18 protein-coding genes are annotated in these 23249 nt (G+C 40.3%); 3 read left to right on the top strand and 15 right to left on the bottom strand.

Going from position 1 to position 23249, the window contains the following annotated elements; genetic code table 11:
- Position 1 precedes the first annotated feature (1 nt).
- The gene (locus tag K5Q29_RS00950; protein WP_044683198.1) at positions 2 to 1120 is read right to left on the bottom strand and encodes a citrate synthase; all 1119 of its coding nucleotides are present in this window, start codon (positions 1118 to 1120) and stop codon (positions 2 to 4) included.
- On the bottom strand, positions 1117 to 3786 hold the full coding sequence (gene acnA, locus K5Q29_RS00945; RefSeq protein WP_105139856.1) for an aconitate hydratase AcnA: 2670 nt from the start codon (positions 3784 to 3786) through the stop codon (positions 1117 to 1119). Before acnA ends, K5Q29_RS00950 begins: the two co-directional genes overlap by 4 nt.
- A gap of 387 nt (positions 3787 to 4173) precedes the next feature.
- Here acnA and nrdH point away from each other — a divergent pair, with 387 nt between their 5' ends.
- From nrdH to nrdF, 3 genes are all read left to right on the top strand, one after another.
- Positions 4174 to 4392, top strand: coding sequence for a glutaredoxin-like protein NrdH (gene nrdH / locus K5Q29_RS00940; protein WP_004299071.1), 219 nt, complete (start codon positions 4174 to 4176; stop codon positions 4390 to 4392).
- 32 nt (positions 4393 to 4424) lie between these two features.
- Positions 4425 to 6584, top strand: coding sequence for a class 1b ribonucleoside-diphosphate reductase subunit alpha (gene nrdE, locus K5Q29_RS00935; RefSeq protein ID WP_105139857.1), 2160 nt, complete (start codon positions 4425 to 4427; stop codon positions 6582 to 6584).
- A 189-nt stretch (positions 6585 to 6773) separates the two neighbouring features.
- Complete coding sequence (gene nrdF, locus K5Q29_RS00930) at positions 6774 to 7733, top strand: class 1b ribonucleoside-diphosphate reductase subunit beta (RefSeq protein ID WP_105139858.1); 960 nt, start codon at positions 6774 to 6776, stop codon at positions 7731 to 7733.
- Positions 7734 to 7977: 244 nt separating this feature from the next.
- On the opposite strand, the gene K5Q29_RS00925 is transcribed toward nrdF, so the two are convergent.
- From K5Q29_RS00925 to K5Q29_RS00865, 13 genes are all read right to left on the bottom strand, one after another.
- A complete protein-coding gene (locus K5Q29_RS00925; protein ID WP_029188556.1) occupies positions 7978 to 8979 on the bottom strand; it encodes a LacI family DNA-binding transcriptional regulator in 1002 nt (333 codons plus the stop codon).
- A 94-nt stretch (positions 8980 to 9073) separates the two neighbouring features.
- Positions 9074 to 11050 carry a heparinase II/III family protein gene (locus K5Q29_RS00920; protein WP_172699859.1) on the bottom strand — a complete coding sequence of 659 codons (1977 nt, stop codon included), beginning with the start codon at positions 11048 to 11050 and terminating at the stop codon, positions 9074 to 9076.
- Positions 11051 to 11306: 256 nt separating this feature from the next.
- The gene (gene hylA / locus K5Q29_RS00915) at positions 11307 to 14822 is read right to left on the bottom strand and encodes a hyaluronate lyase (RefSeq protein WP_105139859.1); all 3516 of its coding nucleotides are present in this window, start codon (positions 14820 to 14822) and stop codon (positions 11307 to 11309) included.
- A gap of 92 nt (positions 14823 to 14914) precedes the next feature.
- Positions 14915 to 15223 (bottom strand): preprotein translocase subunit YajC, encoded by a 309-nt coding sequence (yajC, locus tag K5Q29_RS00910; RefSeq protein WP_105139860.1) that lies wholly within the window; start codon positions 15221 to 15223, stop codon positions 14915 to 14917.
- A gap of 6 nt (positions 15224 to 15229) precedes the next feature.
- The gene (locus tag K5Q29_RS00905) at positions 15230 to 16045 is read right to left on the bottom strand and encodes a PTS system mannose/fructose/sorbose family transporter subunit IID (protein WP_002936073.1); all 816 of its coding nucleotides are present in this window, start codon (positions 16043 to 16045) and stop codon (positions 15230 to 15232) included.
- Positions 16032 to 16808 (bottom strand): PTS mannose/fructose/sorbose/N-acetylgalactosamine transporter subunit IIC, encoded by a 777-nt coding sequence (locus K5Q29_RS00900; RefSeq protein WP_002936077.1) that lies wholly within the window; start codon positions 16806 to 16808, stop codon positions 16032 to 16034. Before K5Q29_RS00900 ends, K5Q29_RS00905 begins: the two co-directional genes overlap by 14 nt.
- Positions 16809 to 16826: 18 nt before the next feature.
- On the bottom strand, positions 16827 to 17318 hold the full coding sequence (locus K5Q29_RS00895) for a PTS system mannose/fructose/N-acetylgalactosamine-transporter subunit IIB (protein ID WP_024412368.1): 492 nt from the start codon (positions 17316 to 17318) through the stop codon (positions 16827 to 16829).
- Positions 17319 to 17327: 9 nt separating this feature from the next.
- Positions 17328 to 18518: a glycoside hydrolase family 88 protein gene (locus K5Q29_RS00890; RefSeq protein WP_104930073.1), complete on the bottom strand. Its 1191-nt coding sequence runs from the start codon at positions 18516 to 18518 to the stop codon at positions 17328 to 17330.
- Positions 18519 to 18529: 11 nt separating this feature from the next.
- Positions 18530 to 18964, bottom strand: coding sequence for a PTS sugar transporter subunit IIA (locus K5Q29_RS00885; RefSeq protein WP_032505021.1), 435 nt, complete (start codon positions 18962 to 18964; stop codon positions 18530 to 18532).
- A gap of 285 nt (positions 18965 to 19249) precedes the next feature.
- Positions 19250 to 19891: a bifunctional 4-hydroxy-2-oxoglutarate aldolase/2-dehydro-3-deoxy-phosphogluconate aldolase gene (locus K5Q29_RS00880; protein WP_024399468.1), complete on the bottom strand. Its 642-nt coding sequence runs from the start codon at positions 19889 to 19891 to the stop codon at positions 19250 to 19252.
- Positions 19892 to 19901: 10 nt separating this feature from the next.
- Positions 19902 to 20903, bottom strand: coding sequence for a sugar kinase (locus tag K5Q29_RS00875; protein WP_105139861.1), 1002 nt, complete (start codon positions 20901 to 20903; stop codon positions 19902 to 19904).
- Positions 20904 to 20919: 16 nt separating this feature from the next.
- A complete protein-coding gene (locus K5Q29_RS00870) occupies positions 20920 to 21561 on the bottom strand; it encodes an RpiB/LacA/LacB family sugar-phosphate isomerase (RefSeq protein WP_002936092.1) in 642 nt (213 codons plus the stop codon).
- 50 nt (positions 21562 to 21611) lie between these two features.
- A complete protein-coding gene (locus tag K5Q29_RS00865) occupies positions 21612 to 22427 on the bottom strand; it encodes a gluconate 5-dehydrogenase (RefSeq protein ID WP_029188565.1) in 816 nt (271 codons plus the stop codon).
- Positions 22428 to 23249 lie beyond the last annotated feature (822 nt).

Below are 23249 nucleotides of genomic sequence, written 5' to 3'. Positions count from 1 at the left end.
TTTACCTCTTTCCAATCGGGATGTAAACCAAATTCCTACCACCTAAGTAGGAAGAGCGCGGACGAATCAATTTATTATTTTTCCGTTGTTCCTGGACATGTGCAATCCACCCCGCCATACGGCTCATTGCAAAAATCAATGTAAAAATATCACTATCAATACCTAGCACATGGTAAACTGTCGCCGAATAAAAATCTACGTTTGGAATTAAACCTTTTTTGTTTTTAATAAAGCCCTCTACTTCCTCTGACAATCTATAAAACGCTTCATCGTCTGTTCCGAATGTCAAATCACGCGCCATCTCCTTCAAATACTCTTGACGAGGATCAACCGTTTTATAGACTCGATGGCCGAATCCCATAATTTTTTCCTTCGAATCCAGCTTCTTCTGCAAATATCTCTCGGTATCACCACTCTCACGAATAGCCAGCAACATGTCAAACACTCGTTCATTTGCACCACCATGCAATGAGCCTTTCAGAGTCCCAATTGCCGTGGTGACACAAGAATATAAATCCGTTAACGTTGATGCCGTGACACGCGCAGCAAAAGTAGACGCATTCAATTCATGATCAGCATGAAGCACCAAAGCTTTGTTAAACGCTTTGATTTGCAAATCACTCGGCTCCTCACCGTTCAGCATATAAAGAAAATTCGCCGCAAAACCCAGATCAGCCCGCGGTTCGATTGGAACCAATCCGCGTCTCAAACGAGCAAATGTTGCAATAATCGTCGGAACCTTGGCCATAATCTGAATAGATTGTTCATACAAAGCTTCTAACGAATTCTCCTCAGCGTGTACATTATATACTCCAAGGAGAGATACTGTCGAACGCAACACGCTCATAGGATGCAAATGTCGCCGCGATTGAATCAGAATACATTGCTCTACCGCATCTGAAATCGCGTATTCTTTTCGCAGGCTTTTCTCAAAATAATTTAATTCAATCTGAGTTGGCAAATGCAGGTTCCACAGAAGATAGATGACTTCCTCAAAAGAAGCGTTATTCTCCATCAATTCAGCAATGTCATATCCTGCATAGGACAAGCGGTCATTTTCAATTGCACTGATTCGCGTATCACAGGCAATCGCATCTTTTAACCCATTCGTTTCTGTCATACCTTTCCTCCTAGTTTCTTTCTTACTACCATAGGTAAAATACCTCCGTGGCGATAATAACGAATATCCGCCTCCGCATCAAACCGCACCAGAGCTTGAAACTCCTTTGTAACATCGTCTGTTTGCGCATGGACTGTTACAATTTGACCAACACCGACATCTTCTGGCAAGTCGATTGTATAGCTTTCATGTCCAGTCAAGCCAAGACTTTCTGCCGACTGACCTTCTAAAAATTGTAAAGGAAGAACACCCATCATCACTAAGTTTGAACGGTGAATCCGCTCAAATGACTCAGCAAGAACAGCCTTCACACCAAGTAAACTTGAACCTTTGGCTGCCCAATCACGGCTCGACCCCATCCCATAGTCTTTACCAGCAATAACAATACTACCGACACCAGCTTCCTTATATCTCATAGCCGCATCATAGATTGAAAGAATCTCATCACCAACTCTTGTCCAACCACCAATTTTTCCATCTGCCAGCTCATTCTTTATACGAATATTTGCAAAAGTCCCACGCATCATGACTTCGTGATTTCCACGACGACTTCCATAAGAATTAAAATCCTTATAAACAATGCCATTCTCTTCGAGATAACGAGCGGCTGGACTCAATCGTGCAATATTCCCTGCCGGGGAAATATGATCTGTCGTTACAGAATCGCCAAATTTAGCCAAAACAGATAAATTTTCCAGTGGTTTTATGGATAAATCTGCCTGCATATTGTCAAAATAGGGCGGATTTTGAATATAGGTAGAAGATGAATTCCAATTGTAATTCTTATCTGTTTTTGTTTCAATCGCATTCCAAGCCTGACTATCTGTAAATACCTGTTGGTATTCTTCCTTATAAAGGTCACGAGTCACATAACGCTCAATGTAGTCGTCTACCTCCTCACGACTTGGCATAATGTCCGCAAGGTAGACAGCTTGTTGCTTCTCACCATACCCCAGCGGTTCCCTTGTTAAATCTACATTCATATTTCCCGCAATAGCATAGGCAACAACAAGCGGTGGGCTCGCTAAGAAATTAGCTTTTACCAATGGATTAACCCGTCCTTCAAAGTTACGATTTCCAGATAATACCGCAGAGACCAATAAATCTTCTTCCTTAATCGCCTCCGCTACTTCAGGACGCAGATCACCTGAGTTACCGATACAAGTTGTACAACCATAACCAACCAAATTGAAACCTAAGGCATCTAGGTAGGTCTGCAAACCTGATTTTTTCAAATAGCCAGTCACTACTTTTGAGCCTGGTGCCAATGACGTCTTGACCGTCTTAGAAACTGCCAGACCTTTTTCTACCGCATTTTTTGCCAGTAATCCTGCCGCCAAAAGGACATACGGATTGGATGTATTTGTACATGAGGTAATCGCCGCAATAGCAACATGACCTGTTTGAATTTGCTCCTCTCCTTCAACATACTTAACCATGGCTGTTTTATCTAACTCAGCTTCCTCCAAACCAAAGCCACGCACACCTACTTCACGTATTAAACTAGCCTGAAACTCTGCTTTTGCATCTGTTAGTTCTATCAAATCTTGTGGTCTTTTAGGACCAGAAATAGATGGAACTACTGTCGATAAATCCAATTCTAAAACCTTGCTATAAGACGGAAAATGTTCAGCATCATAGAATAAATAATTAGCCTTAGCATAGGCTTCTGTCAACTCCACGTGCTCCTCCGAACGGTTGGTCAATCTCATATAATGTAAAGTTTCTCCATCAATCGGGAAATAGCCACAAGTCGCACCGTATTCTGGAGCCATATTGGAAACAGTTGCTCGATCCGCTAATGTAAGAGAAGATAAACCTGGTCCAAAGAATTCGACAAACTTCCCAACTACATTTTCCTGACGTAGAAGTTGAGTGACCTTAAGAGCCAAATCCGTTGCAGTAGCAACCTTAGGCAATTGCCCAGCTAGGCGAACACCAATCACCTCAGGGATAGGAAAATAAGATGCTTCACCCAACATTGCAGCTTCCGCCTCAATACCACCCACACCCCAACCAAGTACACCAATACCATTAATCATGGTCGTATGACTGTCTGTACCAAACATAGAATCTGGATAAAGCAAGCCATCCTTGTTGATAATAACATCGCTTAGAAATTCAATGTTTACCTGATGGATAATCCCTGTCGCTGGAGGCACTGCACGATAATTTTCAAAGGAATTCTCTGCCCATTTCAGAAATTCATAGCGTTCATTATTTCTTTCGAACTCTAAGTCAATATTTTTCTCCAGAGCATCTTCAGTCCCAAAAAAATCAACTTGAACAGAGTGGTCGATGACTAAATCCACTGGAATTTCTGGGTTAATCAATTCAGGGTTTCCACCTGCTTTCACCACCGCATCACGCATGGAGGCTAAATCTACCACAACAGGAACACCTGTAAAATCTTGCAAAATAACACGACTAGGTTTAAAGGGGATTTCTCCTTTAGGAGATGCAGCCTGATAATGAAGCAACTCCATTATGTGATTTTTTGTAACGTCTACGCCATCTTCTTTTCTTAAAAGACTTTCTAATAAAATACGAATAGTATAGGGAAGTGAATGAATATCCACTTTTTCTTCCGTTGAAATCGAATCCAATGCATAATATGAGTATTCTTTCCCTTTATGAAACAAGCTTTTTCTATGTGATTTTTCCATATTTTATAACCTCTTTCAGCATTATTGAATAGTATAGTACAAAAGGTAATATATATTCAATACATGTATAACCATAAATGTTACATCTTATAACATCTTATGTTTCCTTCAAAATATTATGACATTTGTAAAAAAGCTAATCTATATTTTACTGAGAGATTGTTAGGGTTATCAAACTAAATAGAAACAGCTATGTAAACGCTATTTTTCGACTTAGTGGTAATGAGCGGAGGTACAATATATGGTGTTTTATAAAAATATTGTGCACTATATTTTGTGATTTTAAATAAACTTCCTTCTTGACTTTAACCTTAAAATCTTGTATCCTAGATTGGTAACAAAATTGGGATTTTTTATTAATCCCTTCATGGACAAAGGAGAAATTGAATGGTAACGATCTATTCAAAAAATGATTGTGTACAGTGTAAAATGACCAAGAAATTCTTGGACCAACATAGTGTAGATTATAAAGAAATCAATCTAGATGAACAGCCTGAATTTATCGATCACGTAAAAGGTCTCGGTTTCTCAGCTGCACCTGTTATCGAAACTGAAAATGATGTTTTCTCAGGTTTTCAACCAGGAAAACTAAAAGCCTTGGTTTAACTCCCTACTGTTTATAGAAAGAGATTGCGACTATGAGTTTAAAAGAGCTAGGCGATGTGTCCTACTTCCGTTTAAATAACGAAATCAACCGTCCTGTTAATGGGCAAATCCCACTCCACAAGGACCAAGAAGCGGTTAAGGCCTTCTTTAAAGAAAACGTCCTCCCAAATACCAAGCAATTTGATAGTATTTTAGACAAAATTGCTTATCTATTAGAAGAAAATTACCTTGAAAAAGAGTTTTTGGACCAATACAGTCCAGAATTTATCATCAAAATTGATCAATTCTTGAAAGACCAAAATTTCCGCTTCAAGTCATTCATGGCAGCTTACAAGTTCTACAATCAGTATGCCCTCAAAACAAATGATGGCGCCTATTACTTGGAAAGTATGGAAGATCGCGTTCTCTTCAATGCCTTGTATTTTGCAGAAGGAAATGAAGAGTTGGCCTTGAACTTGGCTAACGAAATGATTCACCTTCGTTACCAGCCAGCAACACCTTCTTTCCTCAACGCAGGTCGTGCCCGTCGTGGTGAGTTGGTATCATGTTTCCTCATCCAAGTCACTGACGATATGAACTCGATCGGACGTTCTATCAACTCTGCTCTGCAATTGTCCCGTATCGGTGGTGGTGTTGGTATTTCCCTCAGCAACTTGCGTGAGGCAGGTGCTCCAATCAAGGGCTATGAGGGGGCGGCTTCTGGGGTTGTTCCTGTTATGAAACTCTTCGAAGACAGCTTCTCCTATTCTAACCAGCTTGGGCAACGCCAAGGGGCTGGGGTAGTGTATCTGGATGTTTTCCACCCAGATATTATTTCCTTCCTTTCGACTAAGAAAGAAAATGCCGATGAGAAAGTTCGTGTGAAGACCTTATCACTCGGTATCACCGTTCCTGATAAATTCTACGAATTGGCACGTAAAAACGAAGATATGTACCTCTTCAGCCCATACTCAGTTGAACTGGAATACGGTGTCCCTTATAGCTACCTTGACATCACAGAAAAATACGATGAATTGGTGGCAAACCCTCGCATTCGTAAGACAAAAATCAAGGCACGCGACTTGGAAACAGAAATTTCTAAACTGCAACAAGAGTCTGGCTATCCTTACGTCATCAACATCGATACAGCTAATCGTAGCAACCCTGTTGACGGCAAGATTATCATGTCAAACCTCTGTTCGGAAATCCTTCAAGTTCAAACACCAAGCATTCTTAATGATTCGCAAGAATACTTGACCATGGGTACTGACGTTTCATGTAACCTCGGTTCAACCAATATCGTTAACTTGATGAAGTCACCTGATTTTGGACGTTCTGTTCGTACAATGACACGCGCTTTGACTTATGTCACTGATCATTCACACATTTCAGCTGTACCATCTATTGAAGCAGGAAACAGTCAGGCGCATTCTATCGGTCTTGGTGCCATGGGACTTCATTCTTACTTGGCTCAGAACTTGATTGATTACGGTTCAAAAACTGCCGTAGAATTTACCAACATCTACTTCATGCTCCTCAACTACTGGACCTTGGTAGAATCAAATAATATCGCTCGCGAACGTAAGGCAACCTTCCATAATTTTGACAAATCAAAATACGCAGACGGCACTTATTTCGACAAGTATGTGACTGGGGATTACCAACCACAATCTGACCATGTCAAAGAGCTCTTTGAAGGGATTTTCATTCCAAGCGGACAAGATTGGGCTGACCTACGTGAGAAAGTCATGGCAGATGGTCTTTACCACCAAAACCGACTAGCTGTTGCTCCAAACGGTTCTATCAGCTACATCAACGACGTTTCTGCTTCTATCCACCCAATCACACAACGGATTGAAGAACGCCAAGAGAAGAAAATCGGTAAAATCTACTATCCAGCAGCTGGCTTGGCAACAGAAACTATTCCATTCTACAAGTCTGCCTACGATATGGATATGCGTAAGGTCATTGATGTCTACGCTGCTGCAACAGAACACGTCGACCAAGGTTTGTCACTCACTCTTTTCCTTCGCAGCGAACTTCCAAAAGAACTCTATGAATGGAAAAAAGAGAACAAACAAACTACACGTGACCTCTCTATCCTTCGTAACTACGCCTTCAACAAAGGTATCAAGTCTATCTACTACATCCGTACCTTTACCGATGACGGCGAAGAAGTCGGCGCAAACCAATGTGAAAGTTGTGTGATTTAAGACACTAACATTCATTGATGCTAAAGCATCTAATGAATGAACGGTACTGACTACCTTACGACACTGTCGTTCATGATGCGAAGCAACTAATGAGCGCTCGATTAAAAATCCCTTTTAGGGGATTTTTTTACAGGCTACTATCTATTTGTGATATAATATTTGAAGTATAAGAAAAAGAAAGAGAATATGATGGAAACCTACTACAAAGCCATAAACTGGAACGCCATTGAGGATGTTATTGACAAGTCAACTTGGGAAAAGTTGACCGAGCAATTCTGGCTCGATACACGTATCCCATTATCAAACGACTTGGATGACTGGCGTAAACTTACTGCTGAAGAAAAAGACCTGGTTGGTAAGGTCTTTGGCGGTTTGACCCTCTTGGATACCCTTCAATCTGAAACAGGTGTCCAAGCTCTTCGCAACGATATTCGTACACCGCACGAAGAAGCTGTTTACAACAACATCCAATTCATGGAGTCAGTCCATGCCAAGTCTTACTCTTCTATCTTCTCAACCTTGAACACCAAGTCTGAGATTGAAGACATCTTTGAATGGACCAACAGCAACGAATACTTGCAACGCAAGGCAAAGATTATCAACGAAATCTACGAAACAGGTACACCACTTGAAAAGAAAGTAGCCAGCGTTTTCCTAGAAACCTTCCTCTTCTACTCTGGTTTCTTCACGCCACTCTACTACCTTGGTAACAACAAGCTGGCCAACGTTGCGGAAATCATCAAGCTGATCATCCGTGACGAGTCTGTGCACGGTACCTACATCGGCTACAAGTTCCAACTTGGTTTCAATGAATTGTCCGAGGAAGAACAAGACAAACTCCGCGACTGGATGTACGACCTGCTCTACCAACTTTATGAAAATGAAGAAGGCTACACACGCTCCCTCTATGATGCAATTGGCTGGACTGAGGAAGTCTTGACTTTCCTTCGTTACAATGCCAACAAAGCTCTCATGAACTTGGGTCAGGATCCACTCTTCCCAGATTCAGCAGATGATGTCAACCCAATCATCATGAACGGTATCTCAACCGGTACATCTAACCACGACTTCTTCTCCCAAGTTGGTAACGGCTATCTTCTTGGTGAAGTAGAAGCTATGACAGATGATGATTATTTATATGGGTTGTAGATCTGGAAAAATATCATTTCTATTTTTCTGGTTTAGAAATCTGTTGAGTTTAAAATCATATATATAATATTAATATGCAATCTTGATAAGATTGGCATAAAAATAGGAATTCTCCCACCAGTTAAGGGAAAATTCCTATTTTTTTGTATATATTAGGCGAGTCAAGGAGGATTTCAGTGAGCTCTCAATCCGAATATTCTACTTCGTTCTGACTCACTTCCTAAGAAGTAAAATTTGACTTAACTTAGAATGTAGATTCTTTCCAATGAACTGTACAATCTAAAACCTGCTGTCGTTCCACTTGGTTTCCACCCTCAATCTGATTGATCAGCATCCTTGTTGCTTGACACCCTTCTTCAAAGGCGGGTTGAACAATGGTAGAGATCGTAGGGGATGAAAAATTTGTCCATTCAGTATTGTCAAACCCCAAAAGACCAACCTGAGGAAAGTCATATTTAAGTTCTTTCATAGCATTAAAAACTAAAGGTAACGCCCAGCAATTCGGAACGAACACTAAGGTCTTTTCCTGAGGATTTACCACCCCTTGAAGAAAACGTTTAATTTCCTCTATGTCCGTATTTTCATCTGCAATTGTTAAATCTTGATAACTTTGTTTACAATCTAACAAAGCATCCATAAAACCTGTAGCTCGTTCAATCCGTGTACTTAAGCGACTAATGTCAGCTGTAATAAGAATAAATTTTTGATAGCCATTTTCTACACATAGTTGAGTTGCATCATAGACAGCATCGTAATTATTTGTCTTAATCCAACTGGTACGGTGTTCGTAAAGTTGACTGTCAAAGAAAACCATATGCTTTTTCTTATCCTCAATAATGCGCGAATATTTTCTAAAATGCGATGTCGGCTGAATAATAAAACCATCTACACCCAACATCAGCATGCTCTCAATATACTTATCTTCGCTTTCTTGATTGTAATTGCTGTTTCCGATGATAACTTGATAGCCACTCTTATGCGCTTCTTCTTCTATACCTTTGACAATTTGATTGGAAAATGTATTTGTAATATCTCCAATCAATACTCCAATCAACTTAGTATTTTTTGAATTTAGGCTCCGCGCAACAACGCTGGGTTTATAGTCTGTTTCGCGAATGACTCTCTCAATTCTTTCGCGTGTCTCTTTGGACATCTTTTCATATTTACCATTTAAGTAAAAGGAAACTGTTGTTTTTGAAGTCTGAGCCAGTTCTGCAATATCTTTGATGGTAAACTTCTCTGACACCTTACCGATACCTCCTTTAATTACTTTATTCTATCATACTATCCGTACTTTATCAGTTATTTTGCACAGAAATGACTGTATTTTTCTGTCCCTTCTAATTTTTGAGTCGGACAACTTGTCTCTTATCCCTATCCACTACTAAGCACTTACCTCTCAACTTATAACCAGCCACTTGAAGTAATTTCTCTCCCTTATATATATCATTATCAGAAACCACTAACAGAATATTCAGTCCCTTTCCTTGACAGCTAAAAGCCAAACCACTTTCTATCGAATGATAGTCTGTTTGGTAAACTGGCAATTGCTTGACACGAATTGCTTCATCTGCTAATAGAGTAAATGTAACTAATCGATCTCGAAAACTCTCTTTTTTGACCAGTTTATTGGTCTCTACTAGTTGGTTGTATCGGGGAGAACGCACGGTTTTCTGGATTTCAAAATCCTTTTGGCTATATAGCCGAAGATCATTTAACTGCTCTTCTCCAATCTTGACCTTTTCATCTAAAATCAATTGACTGGTCAACTCATGCTGGCCTGAGCAATCAACGCTATCCACTATCAGCAATAAATCACCTCCAACCATAAGGAGCTGTCGTTTATGCCAGTAAGGCAAGCCTTGGCTGGTCTGAGCCTGATAAATGCCCTGCATCCAATGACAGCGTTCAAAACCCTTATAACTGTGACTAATAAACTGAGGATATGTGTCATATTCCCATGAACCCTTTATCTGCTCTGGAGCATTGTCATCAAGGATACAAGTGCTGTGAGCCCAAGCACTTTTAAGCAAGTAGCGCTCCTCGCATTCACGGTAGCTGAAACGACCGCTGTCAATTACGATTGGTTGTCCTTTATGGTAAAAGCACAAGCTATTTTGGTCAGAGTGGCTGTGGGCACTTCCCATGGGACCGGCCTTGAAACATAAATAGCTGTCCACTTCTTTGACAATACTGTGACCTGATTCAGAAAAATGTTGTCCCCCTGACGAGCTGGGTTGAGCGGTCAAGTGTTCAAATATGCGCAAGCCATTTTCTCCGACCAAGAAGAGAACGCCTAAATCTAGCTTGGAATTATCTACTAGGTAGGTGCCATCTTCAAAGAAAATCGCAGTCATCTGTAAGATGTCAGAAGTACAATGAACATCGCTATCGCCAAGAGCCACACTTTTACCATCTGGTCCCGTCATCTGTAAGACATAGTCTGCCATCTTTTTCAAAATAGGTGTCCACTGTTTTCGATAATCTGGCAAGCTGAAAGCTAGTCTTAGCAAGAGTTTATAAACTTCCACATGGTAGAGAAAAGACTGCTCAAACTGAGTTCCATCTTCCAATATCTGAGTTTGAATTTGCTCTTCGATTTCCTGACGAGCAAAATGGTGAAGCTCTACTAAATCCACCTGATCGCCGATATAAGCATGGGCCAAGAGCATTGCGCCAGTCTGGAAAATTCCCCAATTACTCAACGTATCTTTGGCACGGTAATGACTGTGAAGATAAAATAATTGTTTTTGAATGGATACTAACAGTTGGCTACGCTCAGCTTCACTTAGTCCGCCCCAATCAATTAAAAATGGGAGAATATTGAGCCAGCTTAGACAGCGGATAGCCGTATCTAAGGTGCGACTGCTCGTTCTTTCAGGATGCCAATCTGTCACTTGTTCTATCCAACTAAAGATAAACCGTTTAACCTGCTCCATGTAGCGCGAATCTTTTTCAACCAGATAGGCCAAAACTAATTTCCACAAGTATTCCTGCCGATTGAGCATAAAGGTCCATTCCTCATCCCCATGGCAGTCGGCTGTCCAGTCAAGAGGAGCAAGATGATACCCGACTGAACAAGGTTCCATATCCCAATTGTCTTCAAAGATAAAAATATCATTTAATAAATTTTGACAGGAAAGGAGAAGCTCTTTATAAGCTGCATCTTGTTGATTGAGAATATAGGTTTTGACCGACTCTGCTGACTGATTAGCTACTATTTTTTCGAATATTGTTTGCATAACAAGTCCTTTCGCTATCGCTTCTCCAAAAGAAGAGAGGCTGGGCAAAGCCCAGATCCACTCTTCAAAGTTCATATCAACATCTCAGCGCAGTGATTGATCGGCTTTAACAGTTCAGTGGACTGTTAAAGGTTGGAGATAGGAGTTCCAAAACAAATCTCAGCAATTCGTATTTCACACTCCAAATCTGATCTAATCAACTATGCGGGGGTGGGGGTGAAACAGTCTGGGAATAGACTGTTTCAGCTCAACAACTAGAAATAAAGACTTGTTGACGAACTTTTTTATCCGTCGAGTTCTTTCACGCTCCCCCTTCACCCACGAATTTCATTTAGGAGTGCGATCTGCGACACTTGAAATCCACCACTGCCCCCAAGGTTAGCAAACCTAAGAAACCAAGACCTAGACCTGCTTCTTCTCCTGTCTGGGGCAGACGGGGCTTACTCGGCTTTGTTTTTTCAGCGGCATGATGAACCACTTGTTTCACCTCTGAACTTGGTTGGTTTTCCTTGAGTTGTTTTTCTTCTTTTTCTGTTTTTTCGACATTTCCAGTTTGTTTATCAGAACCTTCTGGCATAGTAATCTTCCAGACAGTGGATGGATAAGCCGCCGTTGGCTCCATCTCAACAGTCAGACTGGAACCTGCCTTTGTCAACTCAATGCCATTCTTTACGGTTCGGGTAGACGGATTGTAAAAGGCGATGCGATAGCCACCTTCGACTTTCTGAATGGTATACAAACCGGCATCTGTTAAGGTAATATCATCTGTCAGCTTGTAGGCTGTATCCGTGTATTTCACAACGCCCCAGACATTCTGTTCTTGGTCATATACCACTTGCAAATCCCTGTCTTGATGAAGCAGCTTCACACTAGCAGCCACCTGATTCACTTTTTCCATAGATTGGTTTGGAACAAGGACGTAAGCATAGTTACTTGAAGTCTGTGCATGTTCATGCCATAGGCTAACAAAGGAATTGCTCACTTCTTCTTTCGACTGGTTGTAGTTGATGTCACTCCATTTGCCAGTTCGCTGTTCTAATTTGGCATGGGTCGGCAGTTGGTTCAAGAAGACGTAACCGATGGACTGGTTGTCCTTGCCATTGGTCATGTAAAAGGATTGAGTCTTATCTGTCACTACTTCTTTGGACAAATCAACTGGCTGGCCATTTATGTAATAGCTATATTTTTCTCCGGTCAAGAGTTTACGGTTTTCAATCGTTGTCACGGCGCCTTGAGCAGATTGATGCTGTATATCAGTACCTAGGAAAACAATCTTATTCCCTAGAACAATCCAAGCCTTACGAGCAGTCAGACTATTGTTCCAGTTGTTGAAATCCATTGCAATCGTCGCTAAGCGGTTGCCTAACTGGCTTGCTCCAACAAAGTCACTTGCAAGAGTTACCTCGCCACTGCCATCTTCTCGTTTGTCCTTGGTCGTTGTCGTTCCCGGTAAGCGATACGGGTCAACTGTTGCCCAGTAGTGGTTACTGTAATGACTCAAATCATCATTGTAGAGGTAAACCATACCATCTGCTGTATACCAACCCTTGCGGTTTTCATTGTTCATATCTTCATAGTTTTGAGTTCTAGAAGAGTACATAGACAAGGCAAAGGTAAAGCCTTCTTGAGCACTTCGATAAACAAACTTATCCATATTGTTGAAGGCTGCAATATAATCTTTATCCACTTCAGCAGGGATTTGATTATCAGTTAAAAGCTTGTTGACCAAATCAATATCCTTATAGGATTTGAGGCTGCGGTAGCTGTCATAGAAGGTATCAGAGGTCAGCTGCGCCTTAACAAAGGAGAGAAGTTTGGTTTTTTGCTCAGGCTGAGCCGATTCTGCAATGCGGACCAAAGACCTTAAAATCTCCATGGCCTGAACATGTGATTCACCAGTTGCCCGACTGATGGAACGACCGCGGGTCATATCCATCAGTTCACCGCGAACCAATATTGGCATAAAGGCTTTTTCAATCCATTCATAAAGAATGTTGGTCTGTTCTTCCTTGAGGGCAAACTCCGTTGGCTGAATAACTGGTAGTAACTGTGAAAAACCTTCAATGAGGACATTTCCGTACGCTCCTGTGTAGGCAACATTGGTGTGGTCGATAAAGGAGCCATCCTTGTAGAATCCCTCTCCCTTATCTACAAATTTCATTATCGTTGTCAAACCTTGCGCACCAGCCCTCACACGGTCAGCATCTTCGCGAAGAGCTCCTTCCAAGATGGCCACCTTGCTCAAATCTGTCTGATTACCGCCCACTGCTGGAACAGGATTGGACAAGGTTTTACGGATAGTGGTTGGATCTGGTACAAATTTCGAAATCGGTTTGGTATAGGTTAGAATCTCCTCCTGACTAAAGTAGGGATGCATATATATTAATGCATTGACAACTGCACGCGGAGTCCCAATTTCATAATCCCACCAATTCCCATCAATTGACTTATTTTCATTATAAACATTGGTATAAAGCCAGTTCATTCCTTTTCTGACCAAATCGATAAGTGAGCGGTCGTGGTAATAGGTTGAGTCTGGATTCTCAACTACTTGGGCCATCTGCTCCAAGCGGCGATAGACCGTTGTCAGGTGGCTGGATTTACTAAAGTCAATATCGTTGAAAATCGTTTTGCCCTGCTCTGTTGGTTCAACCCATTTTTTAAGAGAAGAAGCTACGCCGGCATCTAAACGCCCTAGAAAGGCTTTCATCTGAGTATCATTAGATTGGTAGCGTTTATTGGCTAAAGAAATATCTTCCCAGTTGTTCCTTAAGGTATCAAAGACTGTTGCTTGATGCTTCGTAACTGTCAGCTCGAAACTAGATAGTTTGGTGTCTTTATCATAAATATCTACCTGAGTTTTTCCAGCCACAAGCGGACGAATCATATTTTTCTCCACAGTGGCCACAGTCGCATCTGCAATACGATAGGTCAGGTCTGGGCGAACAGGCAGGTAAACCTTATTGCTGGCAAGGGTAATCTCCCCTGTTTCAGGTTGGACAAGTTCTGGGCTTGACTCTGGTGTTTCTGGTGTTTTTTCAGCATATTCTACCAGCGAGATGTTATCCAGCCAGGCTTGGCCTATACCATTCTCAAAAAACAGCTCCACCTTCAATTTACGAGTTTCGGGAGAAACTGTTAACTCTTTTTCCACCTTTCTTTGTTGTGTACCAGCCACAAAATTTGTGAAAGTAAATTCTTGCGGGCTCAAATCCTTGCCTTCTGCAGTCAAACTGCGCAAGCGAACACGAACACCGCTTCCCTTCAAATCCTTGGTTTCGACATCATAGCTAAAGAGGTAGCGCTTGCTAGGATCTACATCCACTGTTTGGTGCACTGCCACTCGGTAAGTATTTGTTGAAGAAATATGAAGTTTCCCATCATCAATAGAAACAGCTCCATTTTCTTTTTTAATATCATTCGGAATCCACGTTTCCCAGTCTGTAGCAGCCGATTCTTTCCAGTTTCCTGATGGTGCCGTTGTACTGATGAACTCCCCATTGGCTACTAGGTTCTTCTCTTCTTTTGTCGCCTGAACAGCTTGCGGACTGGCTACAGTTTCTGCAGTGGTGCTTGAAGGCTGGCTTTCTGTTGACATAACAGGACTAGCTTCAGAGCTGACCTCACTTGTCGTTACTGGTTCTGTCGTATGATTAGCTACTTCTGTCGCTTCTGAAGTGGTTTCCACTAACTGACTGGTTTGTGGACTAGCTGTTTCTGTACTTGGCAACTGATTGGCTGCAACCCTTGTTCCCAATATAGACAGCGCAATAAGAGCTGAACAAACTCCAATTTTATATTTACGAATGCTATAATATCGCTTCGTTTGACTGGTAAAAATCCCCATTGGTATTTCCTTTCCTTTTTATATAGTGTAAAACAATGTTACTACAACATTTTTTATTTCGCAATCGCTTTTCTCTCTTAAAGAAAGAAGAACTACTTCGTAAAAAGTAGTTCTTTGGCTTTTCCCATAATCGACTCTTTTTCAACGTAAACAATAATGCCTTTTGCAATCTGTAGTTCTACCAAGCTATCTGTTAGTTTGATAATTTTACCATGCAGTCCAGAGAAGAGGATAACCTCATCTCCAGCCTGTAAGGTTGATAAGTAGCGTTGGCGTTTTTCCAGTTGCTCCTCAAGAGCTTTTTGTTGTCGTTTACGATTGACATAAGACATAAGTACAGGAAGTATGGTCGATAGAGCTACTAAAATAATTAGTGCATAGTAGAGTGTTTGTTGATCCATAATTGCTTATGCAAGGATGCCTAGCCAGCTACCCAAAATACCGATGATAACTGTCAAGATAACCAATTTATAGGTAGTCCATTTCTTGTTCTTGATGAGATAATAAACTAAAATCGTAAACAAGGCTGGAAGCAATGCAGGGGCAATCTTGTCTAACATTCCCTGGATGGTTACAATTTTCTGATCTGCTCCTTCTGTTAATTCACCCGCCGCAAAGGTAATTGGCACCGAAATTTTTACAAAGGTTACTGCTAAACCAGAGATAACTGTCACACCGATGATATTAGCTACCTTAGAAATTGTTGCCATTTGGTCACTCAATTTATCAATCACGCTGGTACCAAATTTATAGCCATACAAACCAGTCAACAACTTGATAGAGGTCAAGATAATGTTCATTCCAAGGAAGAAAAGAATCGGTCCCATAACCAGTCCTTGACCTGCTAGAGAGGCAGCAATCGTAGATAAAAGGGGAGCTAATACAAATTGTGAAAGTGAGTCACCAATTCCTGCCAACGGCCCCATCAGTGCCATCTTAATCCCACGAGTCTCTTCTTCTGGGAGATCATTTTCTAACATGACCAAATGAAGACTAGTAATGAATGGAAGAAAATGCGGATTGGTATTGTAAAACTCACAGTTTTCTTCTAAAGCTTTAGTTAATCCTTCTTTGTCGTCACCAAAATGCTTCTTAAAAGCTGGATACATGACATTTGCATAGCCAATCCCTTGATAATTACTGTAATTGAAACCATTCTGCAAGAAGAAGGCCCGTAGAGATGTGTTGAGATAATCTTTTTTAGTTAGTTTAGATCCAGTCATCGTGTGCTTCCTCCTGTTTCACTGCCACTTGTTCTGGTTTATTAAAGAATTCCTTAAGTGCAAAGATACTACCGACAATTGCGATACCAATTACAGGCAGTTGTAGATAGGCTGCACAAACATAGCCAAGCAATACAAACGGGATCAATTCTTTCTTAGCCATTACAGACAAAATCATTGCAAAACCGATAGCTGGAAGCATCTTACCTGCTACACTCAATCCGGTTAATAATACTGGCGGAATCATTTCAACCAATTTCAAAAGAGTATCCATTGAATAGGCACCCAAGAAACCGAGAGCAAATCCTAAAAAGGCGAAAGTAATCACTGTACCATTTGCAACACGTTTAAATTTAGAAAGGTTTCCTGCACGAAGATGTTTGATAGCTGATTCTGGAGCACCCGCATGTAGAGTATATGCTGAAGTTTGTAAGAATTGAATACCTACCGCAATAGGTGTTGAAAGTGCTAAAGCTGCTTCTGGTGTTACTTTTCCAGCACTTGTAATAGCCATCAAAGTACCAAAAATACCAGGTCCGATTGGATTTGGAGGAACGGTCCCCCCAGCACCAACACCAAATCCCATGTATGCCAGCTCACTGATAGCACCCATAGCTAAAGCCGTTGGTAGATCTCCTAAAATGATTCCGACCCCAAAAGAAAGCACGATACATCGGTTTGTGTAAAGCCCCAATAATAGACCGCTAAAACAGAAAGCTGTCCACAGACCAATAAGAGCTGCTTGAATTAGACTGATCGTCATGATAATTCTCCTTATTTTTTAAATATAATCCAATATATTAACTTCAACTGCCCCATCATTACCAGAAGGCGTTGTCTTTGTGTTGAAGCGAATCTTATAAACATCGTTCAACTCTCTCACTATAGCCTTATCTTCTGAACCAAAAAAGATAGACCGTGTTACTTGCGTTTTTCCAGGCGCATTATGAATATTTCCAATATTTAATTCTGTGATTGGCACTCCACCTTTAACCAAAGTTAGTGCATCTTGCAAATCTTTAATAACTAAGAAAATAGTTTGAGCAGGATTAGCCTTATGAATCACATCAATCACTTTCTGCAAAGGGAAGAAACGCATAGCTACTGAATCTGGAATAACCGTTTTCATTAATGTCTGCTGAATCTTATCCTCACTAACCTTATCATTTGCCACGATGACAGTATTACAACCTAAGGATTTAACCCATAGTTGTCCCTGTCCATGAATTAGTCGCTCATCAATACGAGCCATTACAATATTTGGTGTTGCCATTTTAACCTCCTACCAATATAATTCCCAATCTTTATAAAAACGAAGCAAAGCTTCTAAGTAATAATAATCGCCCCAAGTATTTCCTTCATTGACACCTTTTCCTGAATGCCAAGAGTAGACCCCATGTAGAAGCAATGGGCGACCTGGAGCTAACTCACGGTTAGCATAGTTATCAATCAAGGACCGTAGCATCGTGTGCATAGCGTATTTATAAGTTTCCTTGTCCTCATCAACTTCTGGCAAATATTTAAGCATCTCGTGAATACCACAAACCGCTATTGCTGTCGCAGAAGAATCACGAGCGTGCCCACTACCATCATTAAAAATTAAGTCCCAATAGGAAACGTTATCCTCTGGCAAACGATTAAGAAAGTAGTTGGTTACTCCTTTAAACAAATTTAAACATGCGGGATCTTTAATTTTACGGTAAGCTAACGGAATACCGTAAATACCCCAAGATTGACCACGCGCCCAGGAAGAGTCGTCACTAAATCCTTGTCGAGTAACCCCTTTGAGCGGTTTTCCTGTTTCAGGGTCAAAGTAATAGGTATGGAATGTTGAAGCATCATCTCGAATAACTGTATTAACAGAAGCGTAGAAATGACTAAGAGCTACATCATAATATTTCTGCTCACCTGTCTCCTCATAAGCAAAGAAAAGTAATTGTAAATTCAGCAAACAATCAATAATCAGTCGATAATCTTCTGCTTTACCAAGTTGCCCCCAGGCCTGAATAAAACCTCCCTTTTCTTGATAGCGCTCCATTAATTTATCAGCAGCCAAGAGCGAAGCTTCTAAAGCCTCTTTACTACCTGTCAATTTATAATCAGCTACCGTTGATGGTGAATACAGGAATCCCAAATCATGATGATCCAATTCAATTCTTTGTTTGACACGTTCCAAGAAAGATGTCGTATTCTTTTTTGCCAGCGCTTTCATTTTGTTGTTCAAAGAATACTCATGTCCTAACCAAAGCGCACCCGTCCAAAAACCATTTGTCCACTCTGTATTATCCATCTTTGGATAATGGTTATCAAATGTGGCCGGAGTCGGGAACGACTCACCAAAATATTCACAATTGATAACAAGTTGTTGAATCGCCAATTCTATTGCATCCTCAACTTCTTTCTTACTCAATAGAGTGGAATTTTCAAACTCTCTTTTTTTAGCAATCGACTCAATCAAAACGTCCTTAATCATAAATCTCTCCCTCATATACCATCTTCAAATAACTCTTCATCATGGTTATCCTCTGCTAACAGACTGACCGAATCAACGATTCCATCTTTAGAGGTGGTAATCAATTTACCAACCAATTGTTCTAAATCATCTGTTAACCGTGAAAAATTCGCTTCCAAAATCATCGCAAGATTTAAACCTGAAAGAACGACAACATTCTGCTCTTTCTGTTCTGCTGCTAATTCTACACTAACTTTAAAAGGCGTACCTCCTAGTAAATCAGTTAAAATCAAAACTTCTCTTTCGCCTAATATAGCTGCTTTGATGCGTGCTTTTAGTTCTTGCGCCGACATTCCTTCACTAAAATCAATTGCCTCAATATTCTCCACCTCTCCTGCAATTAACTTTAGTGAAGTAAGAATCCCACTAGCAAACTGTCCATGAGCAACGACAATCACTTTAATCATAATTCTCTCCTTTTAACTTTACCGGTTTACCTACACTTTGTATTGTAGACTATTGACAACCACTTGTCAATAGATTTTATAAAAAAATGTAAGCGTTTTATATTTTGTTGGACTTTTATTTAAAAAATATTCTCCAGCTCCCTCTTTTCATAAACAGGAGCACCAAATCTCTCCATGTTTCCGTTCAAAATTTCCCCTGTAACATCTCACTTTCTCCCACATTCAATCCCGTTGGAGGCAGGAGAAAGTGAAAACGTTAAAATACAGTCCTTATTTTGAAATAAACTACTTCATCTTATCTCTAACACTTGTATAAGAGGACGCTAATTCTTGAATTGTACCGAACTCTCCTTTAGTAGCTAATTGATTAAATTCCCCACCAATACCAAGAACAGTTGCACCAGCGTTAAACCATTCTGAAACATTATTAAGCTTTACTCCACCGGTTACCATGATTGAAACATGCGGTAATGGTCCTTTGATTGCAGTAATATAGTTTGTCCCCAAAACACTACCAGGAAACAGTTTAACCATTTCACAGCCTGCTTCCAAAGCATTTGTAATCTCCGTTAGAGTCATACAGCCCGGAAGATATGGCACTGCATAAAGATGACAGATTTTTGCAACTTCTATATTAAAAGATGGTGAAACAATATAACTTGCTCCTGCCATAATGGCTTGCCGTGCCGTTACAGAATCTAGAACCGTTCCAGCCCCAATTAAAACAGAAACATCATCTTTATGGCATCGACTAAGTTCTGTAATAATCATATTCGCATCAGGATTTGTATAAGCAACCTCTATAGCTGTAATTCCTCCTGCAATACAGGCCTGTGCCGTCTTAAATCCGACTTCTTTGTCATCTCCTCTAACGACTACAACAAGCCCTTGCTCCTTCAATTTTGAAATAATTTGTGATGGACTCATTTTTTCTCCTTTATCGTATAATGTCATTTTTCCCCTCTAATAAAGACTCAACTTTGCTAAGAGATTGCCGCATGTGATCCCCTTCTATGCTGCATTTATAAGTTCCACTAGCAACAGCAAAATCTAAAATCGCCTTTAACGACGTCCTCTCTAACAATTTATATAATGCCCCAGCAACAAACGCATCACCACTGCCAACACGTTGTAACACCTGAGTTTTCAATTCTTGAGAGCAACAAAATTCATCAGCTAATCCGTAAGCCTTATATAAATTTCTGCCTAGTTCATCTGTCTGCCTAATCGTATGGAAGATTGCTTGGAACTTATAGGCTTCCTTTAAAGTTTGCATCCGTTCTCTTATTGTATGGACAGTAGCCGTATCTCTTTCAAATAATCCCCAATCTTTTTCATTAGCCATAATAGGTTCCAGACCAAAACAATAGTCTGCATAGGTCGCAAATTGCGAGAACACTTTTTTTGCATCTCTTAATCCAATCATCTTAGAACGCCAATTAAGATCCATCGAAATCGGAATTTTACGACGCTTTGCTTCTTTTAATACTTGAACAAGCCATGCCCTAGCAGCTGAACCAATGGCCACGGTGATACCACTAAAGTGAACCAACCCAACCTCTAAAAACAATTGATCCATATCAAAATGATCGACTTGAATAGCTTCCAAACTAGACTGACCCCGATCATAGTAGACTTGACTAGAACGGCAACCAAATCCTGCTTCCATGTAGTATACTCCCACACGTTCCCCCTTACGTTGAACACTGGAAGTATCAATCCCTTTCCCATCTAAGAAATCTAAAAATCTATCACCTAGAGAGCCTTGTGGTAGTGCGGTCAAAAGCTTGGTTTCACATCCAAATCCTTGAAGATTACAAGCGACATTTATTTCTGAACCTCCAAAAAACACACGACTTTCTACACCATCTGTCAATTCTTGATAGTTTGTTGGTGTAATGCGAATTAAAGGTTCACCAATCAGTAATACCTTCTTCATAACCGCCCCTCACTCTTTAACTTTCTAATACTGTTTTTAAATATGCTGCAATTGACTCGTCCTGACAGTTGGCAAAGAAATATTCTTGGAAATGTTCACCTGAAATAGTTTCTTTCAAAAAATCTTGATCAATTTCTTGAAGTACTGTCAGTAAGTCTTTATAGGTGACTGCTTTCATTTCATTCAAAATACGGGCATTTCGTTGTTCTGGAATAACGCGTTCACGGGGATAACCCCCCCCCATTTCCTCTGCAAACAGTCGCTCAAAAAGTAATTTGAGATTTAATTCAGCTCCCCAACCAAATCCCTTTGCAAATGGCAGAGACAAAGCATTTCCTCCATTTATCTGTGAAAAGAGGTATGCATCCGTCGGATCTACCGCGAAGCCACAAACTACCCCTGGAAAACTATTAGCCGCCAACATGGCACCTACCCCCGTGCCACAACCTGTAATAACAAAATCCGCTGCCTTACTAACTAGAAGGATTGAAGCCAGCAGACCATTTTGTACATAAGTCAACTGACTTTCTCCCTCTTTACCATACATTCCATAGTTAAAAACATGATACCCTTTAGCATCTGTTACTGACTTCAATGTTTCAAAAATAAGACTATTTTTAGCCGCCTGACTATTTTCATTAATAAGTGCAATTTTCATCGTTTTTTCCCTTCTTATATCAAAATTTGTTAAATTTGTTAATTCGTTTATTACGCTTCCGGCTGTTTACCAATGTAAGCTAGAATTCCTCCATCAACATAAAGAATGTGCCCATTCACAAAATTACTAGCATCACTTGCTAAAAAGACTGCTGGACCCATCAAATCCTCAGCTTCACCCCAACGAGCTGCAGGGGTCTTCGCGATAATAAATTGATCAAATGGATGACGAGAACCATCCTTCTGGAGTTCACGTAACGGAGCTGTTTGTGGAGTTGCAATATACCCAGGACCAATGCCGTTACATTGTATATTGGCTTCACCGTATTCCGAAGCAATATTCTTCGTCAACATCTTAAGCCCACCTTTAGCCGCTGCATAAGCAGACACTGTTTCTCGTCCTAACTCACTCATCATGGAACAAATATTGATAATCTTCCCATGCCCCTTTTTAATCATAGATGGAATAACCGCTTTAGAAACAATAAACGGAGCATTTAGGTCAATATCAATAACTTGACGAAATTGAGCTGCTGTCATTTCAATCATTGGAACCCTACGAATAATACCAGCATTATTCACTAGAATATCAATAACTCCAACTTCTGATTCAATTTGAGCAACCATAGCCTGTATTCCATCCTCATCAGTTACATCGCAAACATAGCCATGCGCATTAATACCTGCTGCCCTATAGGCTTCCATTCCCCTATCAACCAACTCTTGATTAATATCATTAAAAACAATTGTCGCCCCTGCTTTTGCATAAGCTGATGCAATCGCAAAGCCAATCCCATACGATGCTCCTGTTACCAATGCAATTTTTCCTCTCAGAGAAAATTGATCCAATGAAAATTGCTGATTCATATTCGTAACTCCCTTGTATTTTATTTTGTAAAGCGTTTACAAAATGTATTGTAATATAGTAAACCGGTTTTGTCAACGATTTTTATCATTTATTTTAAATACTTTCAAAACGAATCTTGATATAATCTTATAAAATTCGAGTATCTTCATTCCCCAAGCAATAAAATATACTTAATACAAATATGATTTTCTTCTTCGATTTTATCAATCATTAGTAAACATTTTACATGTCATTATTCATATACTATCCAAAATGGACTATACTACATTCACGAAAGTAAACCATACAAAATGGGAGCGGGAAGTGATACGACTGACTCCCTTACTACCAATTTCCCACCTCAAACAATCTCCAGAATATTCGAAACTCAACCACTCCGCCTAGATGTTAATAGGAACTCAAACATTAACATTTTTACCCTGTGTTTACTACTCTAAATAAAAAATACCCTATTGCAACGTGCAACAAGGTACCATCTATCTCAATCGTATATTCTGTAATTCATTTTATATAGTCATATCAGTTTATCTTTAATTACTTCGACGAGCGAGGAAACGTCGTTTCCTTATTTCCAACCTAGAACAGATTTTAGGCTGTTCTAGCAACCTGTAGCTATTGAGGCGAACTTGTTTCGCCCTATCTCCAGCCTTCAAAGGCTCCCGAACCTTTGAAGCGAGTACTAAAAGCAAACTAAATGACTGATATGTAAAGCCCTTTGTCAAGTAAAAACAATCGAACTGATAAAAAATGAAAAGTATCTAGAAAGAGCCTAGTTCTTAGCTTCGGGCATTGGCCACTCTGATATTCGTGGATTGGTTACC

Origin of the sequence: Streptococcus sp. 2018037 (assembly GCF_019754195.1) — a bacterium.
Taxonomy (GTDB): domain Bacteria; phylum Bacillota; class Bacilli; order Lactobacillales; family Streptococcaceae; genus Streptococcus; species Streptococcus hashimotonensis.
This window is presented reverse-complemented; position numbering and strand designations above follow the sequence as displayed.

Excerpts from the sequence above, each read along its gene's own strand:
- K5Q29_RS00895 (WP_024412368.1), bottom strand. The coding sequence starts at position 17,318 with ATGGCAACACCAAATATTGTAATGGCTCGTATTGATGAGCGACTAATT.
- K5Q29_RS00880 (WP_024399468.1), bottom strand. The coding sequence starts at position 19,891 with ATGAGTCCATCACAAATTATTTCAAAATTGAAGGAGCAAGGGCTTGTT.
- K5Q29_RS00870 (WP_002936092.1), bottom strand. The coding sequence starts at position 21,561 with ATGAAAATTGCACTTATTAATGAAAATAGTCAGGCGGCTAAAAATAGT.
- nrdE (WP_105139857.1), top strand. The coding sequence starts at position 4,425 with ATGAGTTTAAAAGAGCTAGGCGATGTGTCCTACTTCCGTTTAAATAAC.
- hylA (WP_105139859.1), bottom strand. The coding sequence starts at position 14,822 with ATGGGGATTTTTACCAGTCAAACGAAGCGATATTATAGCATTCGTAAA.
- acnA (WP_105139856.1), bottom strand. The coding sequence starts at position 3,786 with ATGGAAAAATCACATAGAAAAAGCTTGTTTCATAAAGGGAAAGAATAC.
- K5Q29_RS00865 (WP_029188565.1), bottom strand. The coding sequence starts at position 22,427 with ATGAATCAGCAATTTTCATTGGATCAATTTTCTCTGAGAGGAAAAATT.
- K5Q29_RS00950 (WP_044683198.1), bottom strand. The coding sequence starts at position 1,120 with ATGACAGAAACGAATGGGTTAAAAGATGCGATTGCCTGTGATACGCGA.
- K5Q29_RS00905 (WP_002936073.1), bottom strand. The coding sequence starts at position 16,045 with ATGACTGGATCTAAACTAACTAAAAAAGATTATCTCAACACATCTCTA.
- nrdH (WP_004299071.1), top strand. The coding sequence starts at position 4,174 with ATGGTAACGATCTATTCAAAAAATGATTGTGTACAGTGTAAAATGACC.
- K5Q29_RS00900 (WP_002936077.1), bottom strand. The coding sequence starts at position 16,808 with ATGACGATCAGTCTAATTCAAGCAGCTCTTATTGGTCTGTGGACAGCT.
- K5Q29_RS00875 (WP_105139861.1), bottom strand. The coding sequence starts at position 20,903 with ATGAAGAAGGTATTACTGATTGGTGAACCTTTAATTCGCATTACACCA.
- K5Q29_RS00920 (WP_172699859.1), bottom strand. The coding sequence starts at position 11,050 with ATGAACTTTGAAGAGTGGATCTGGGCTTTGCCCAGCCTCTCTTCTTTT.
- yajC (WP_105139860.1), bottom strand. The coding sequence starts at position 15,223 with ATGGATCAACAAACACTCTACTATGCACTAATTATTTTAGTAGCTCTA.
- nrdF (WP_105139858.1), top strand. The coding sequence starts at position 6,774 with ATGGAAACCTACTACAAAGCCATAAACTGGAACGCCATTGAGGATGTT.
- K5Q29_RS00890 (WP_104930073.1), bottom strand. The coding sequence starts at position 18,518 with ATGATTAAGGACGTTTTGATTGAGTCGATTGCTAAAAAAAGAGAGTTT.
- K5Q29_RS00885 (WP_032505021.1), bottom strand. The coding sequence starts at position 18,964 with ATGATTAAAGTGATTGTCGTTGCTCATGGACAGTTTGCTAGTGGGATT.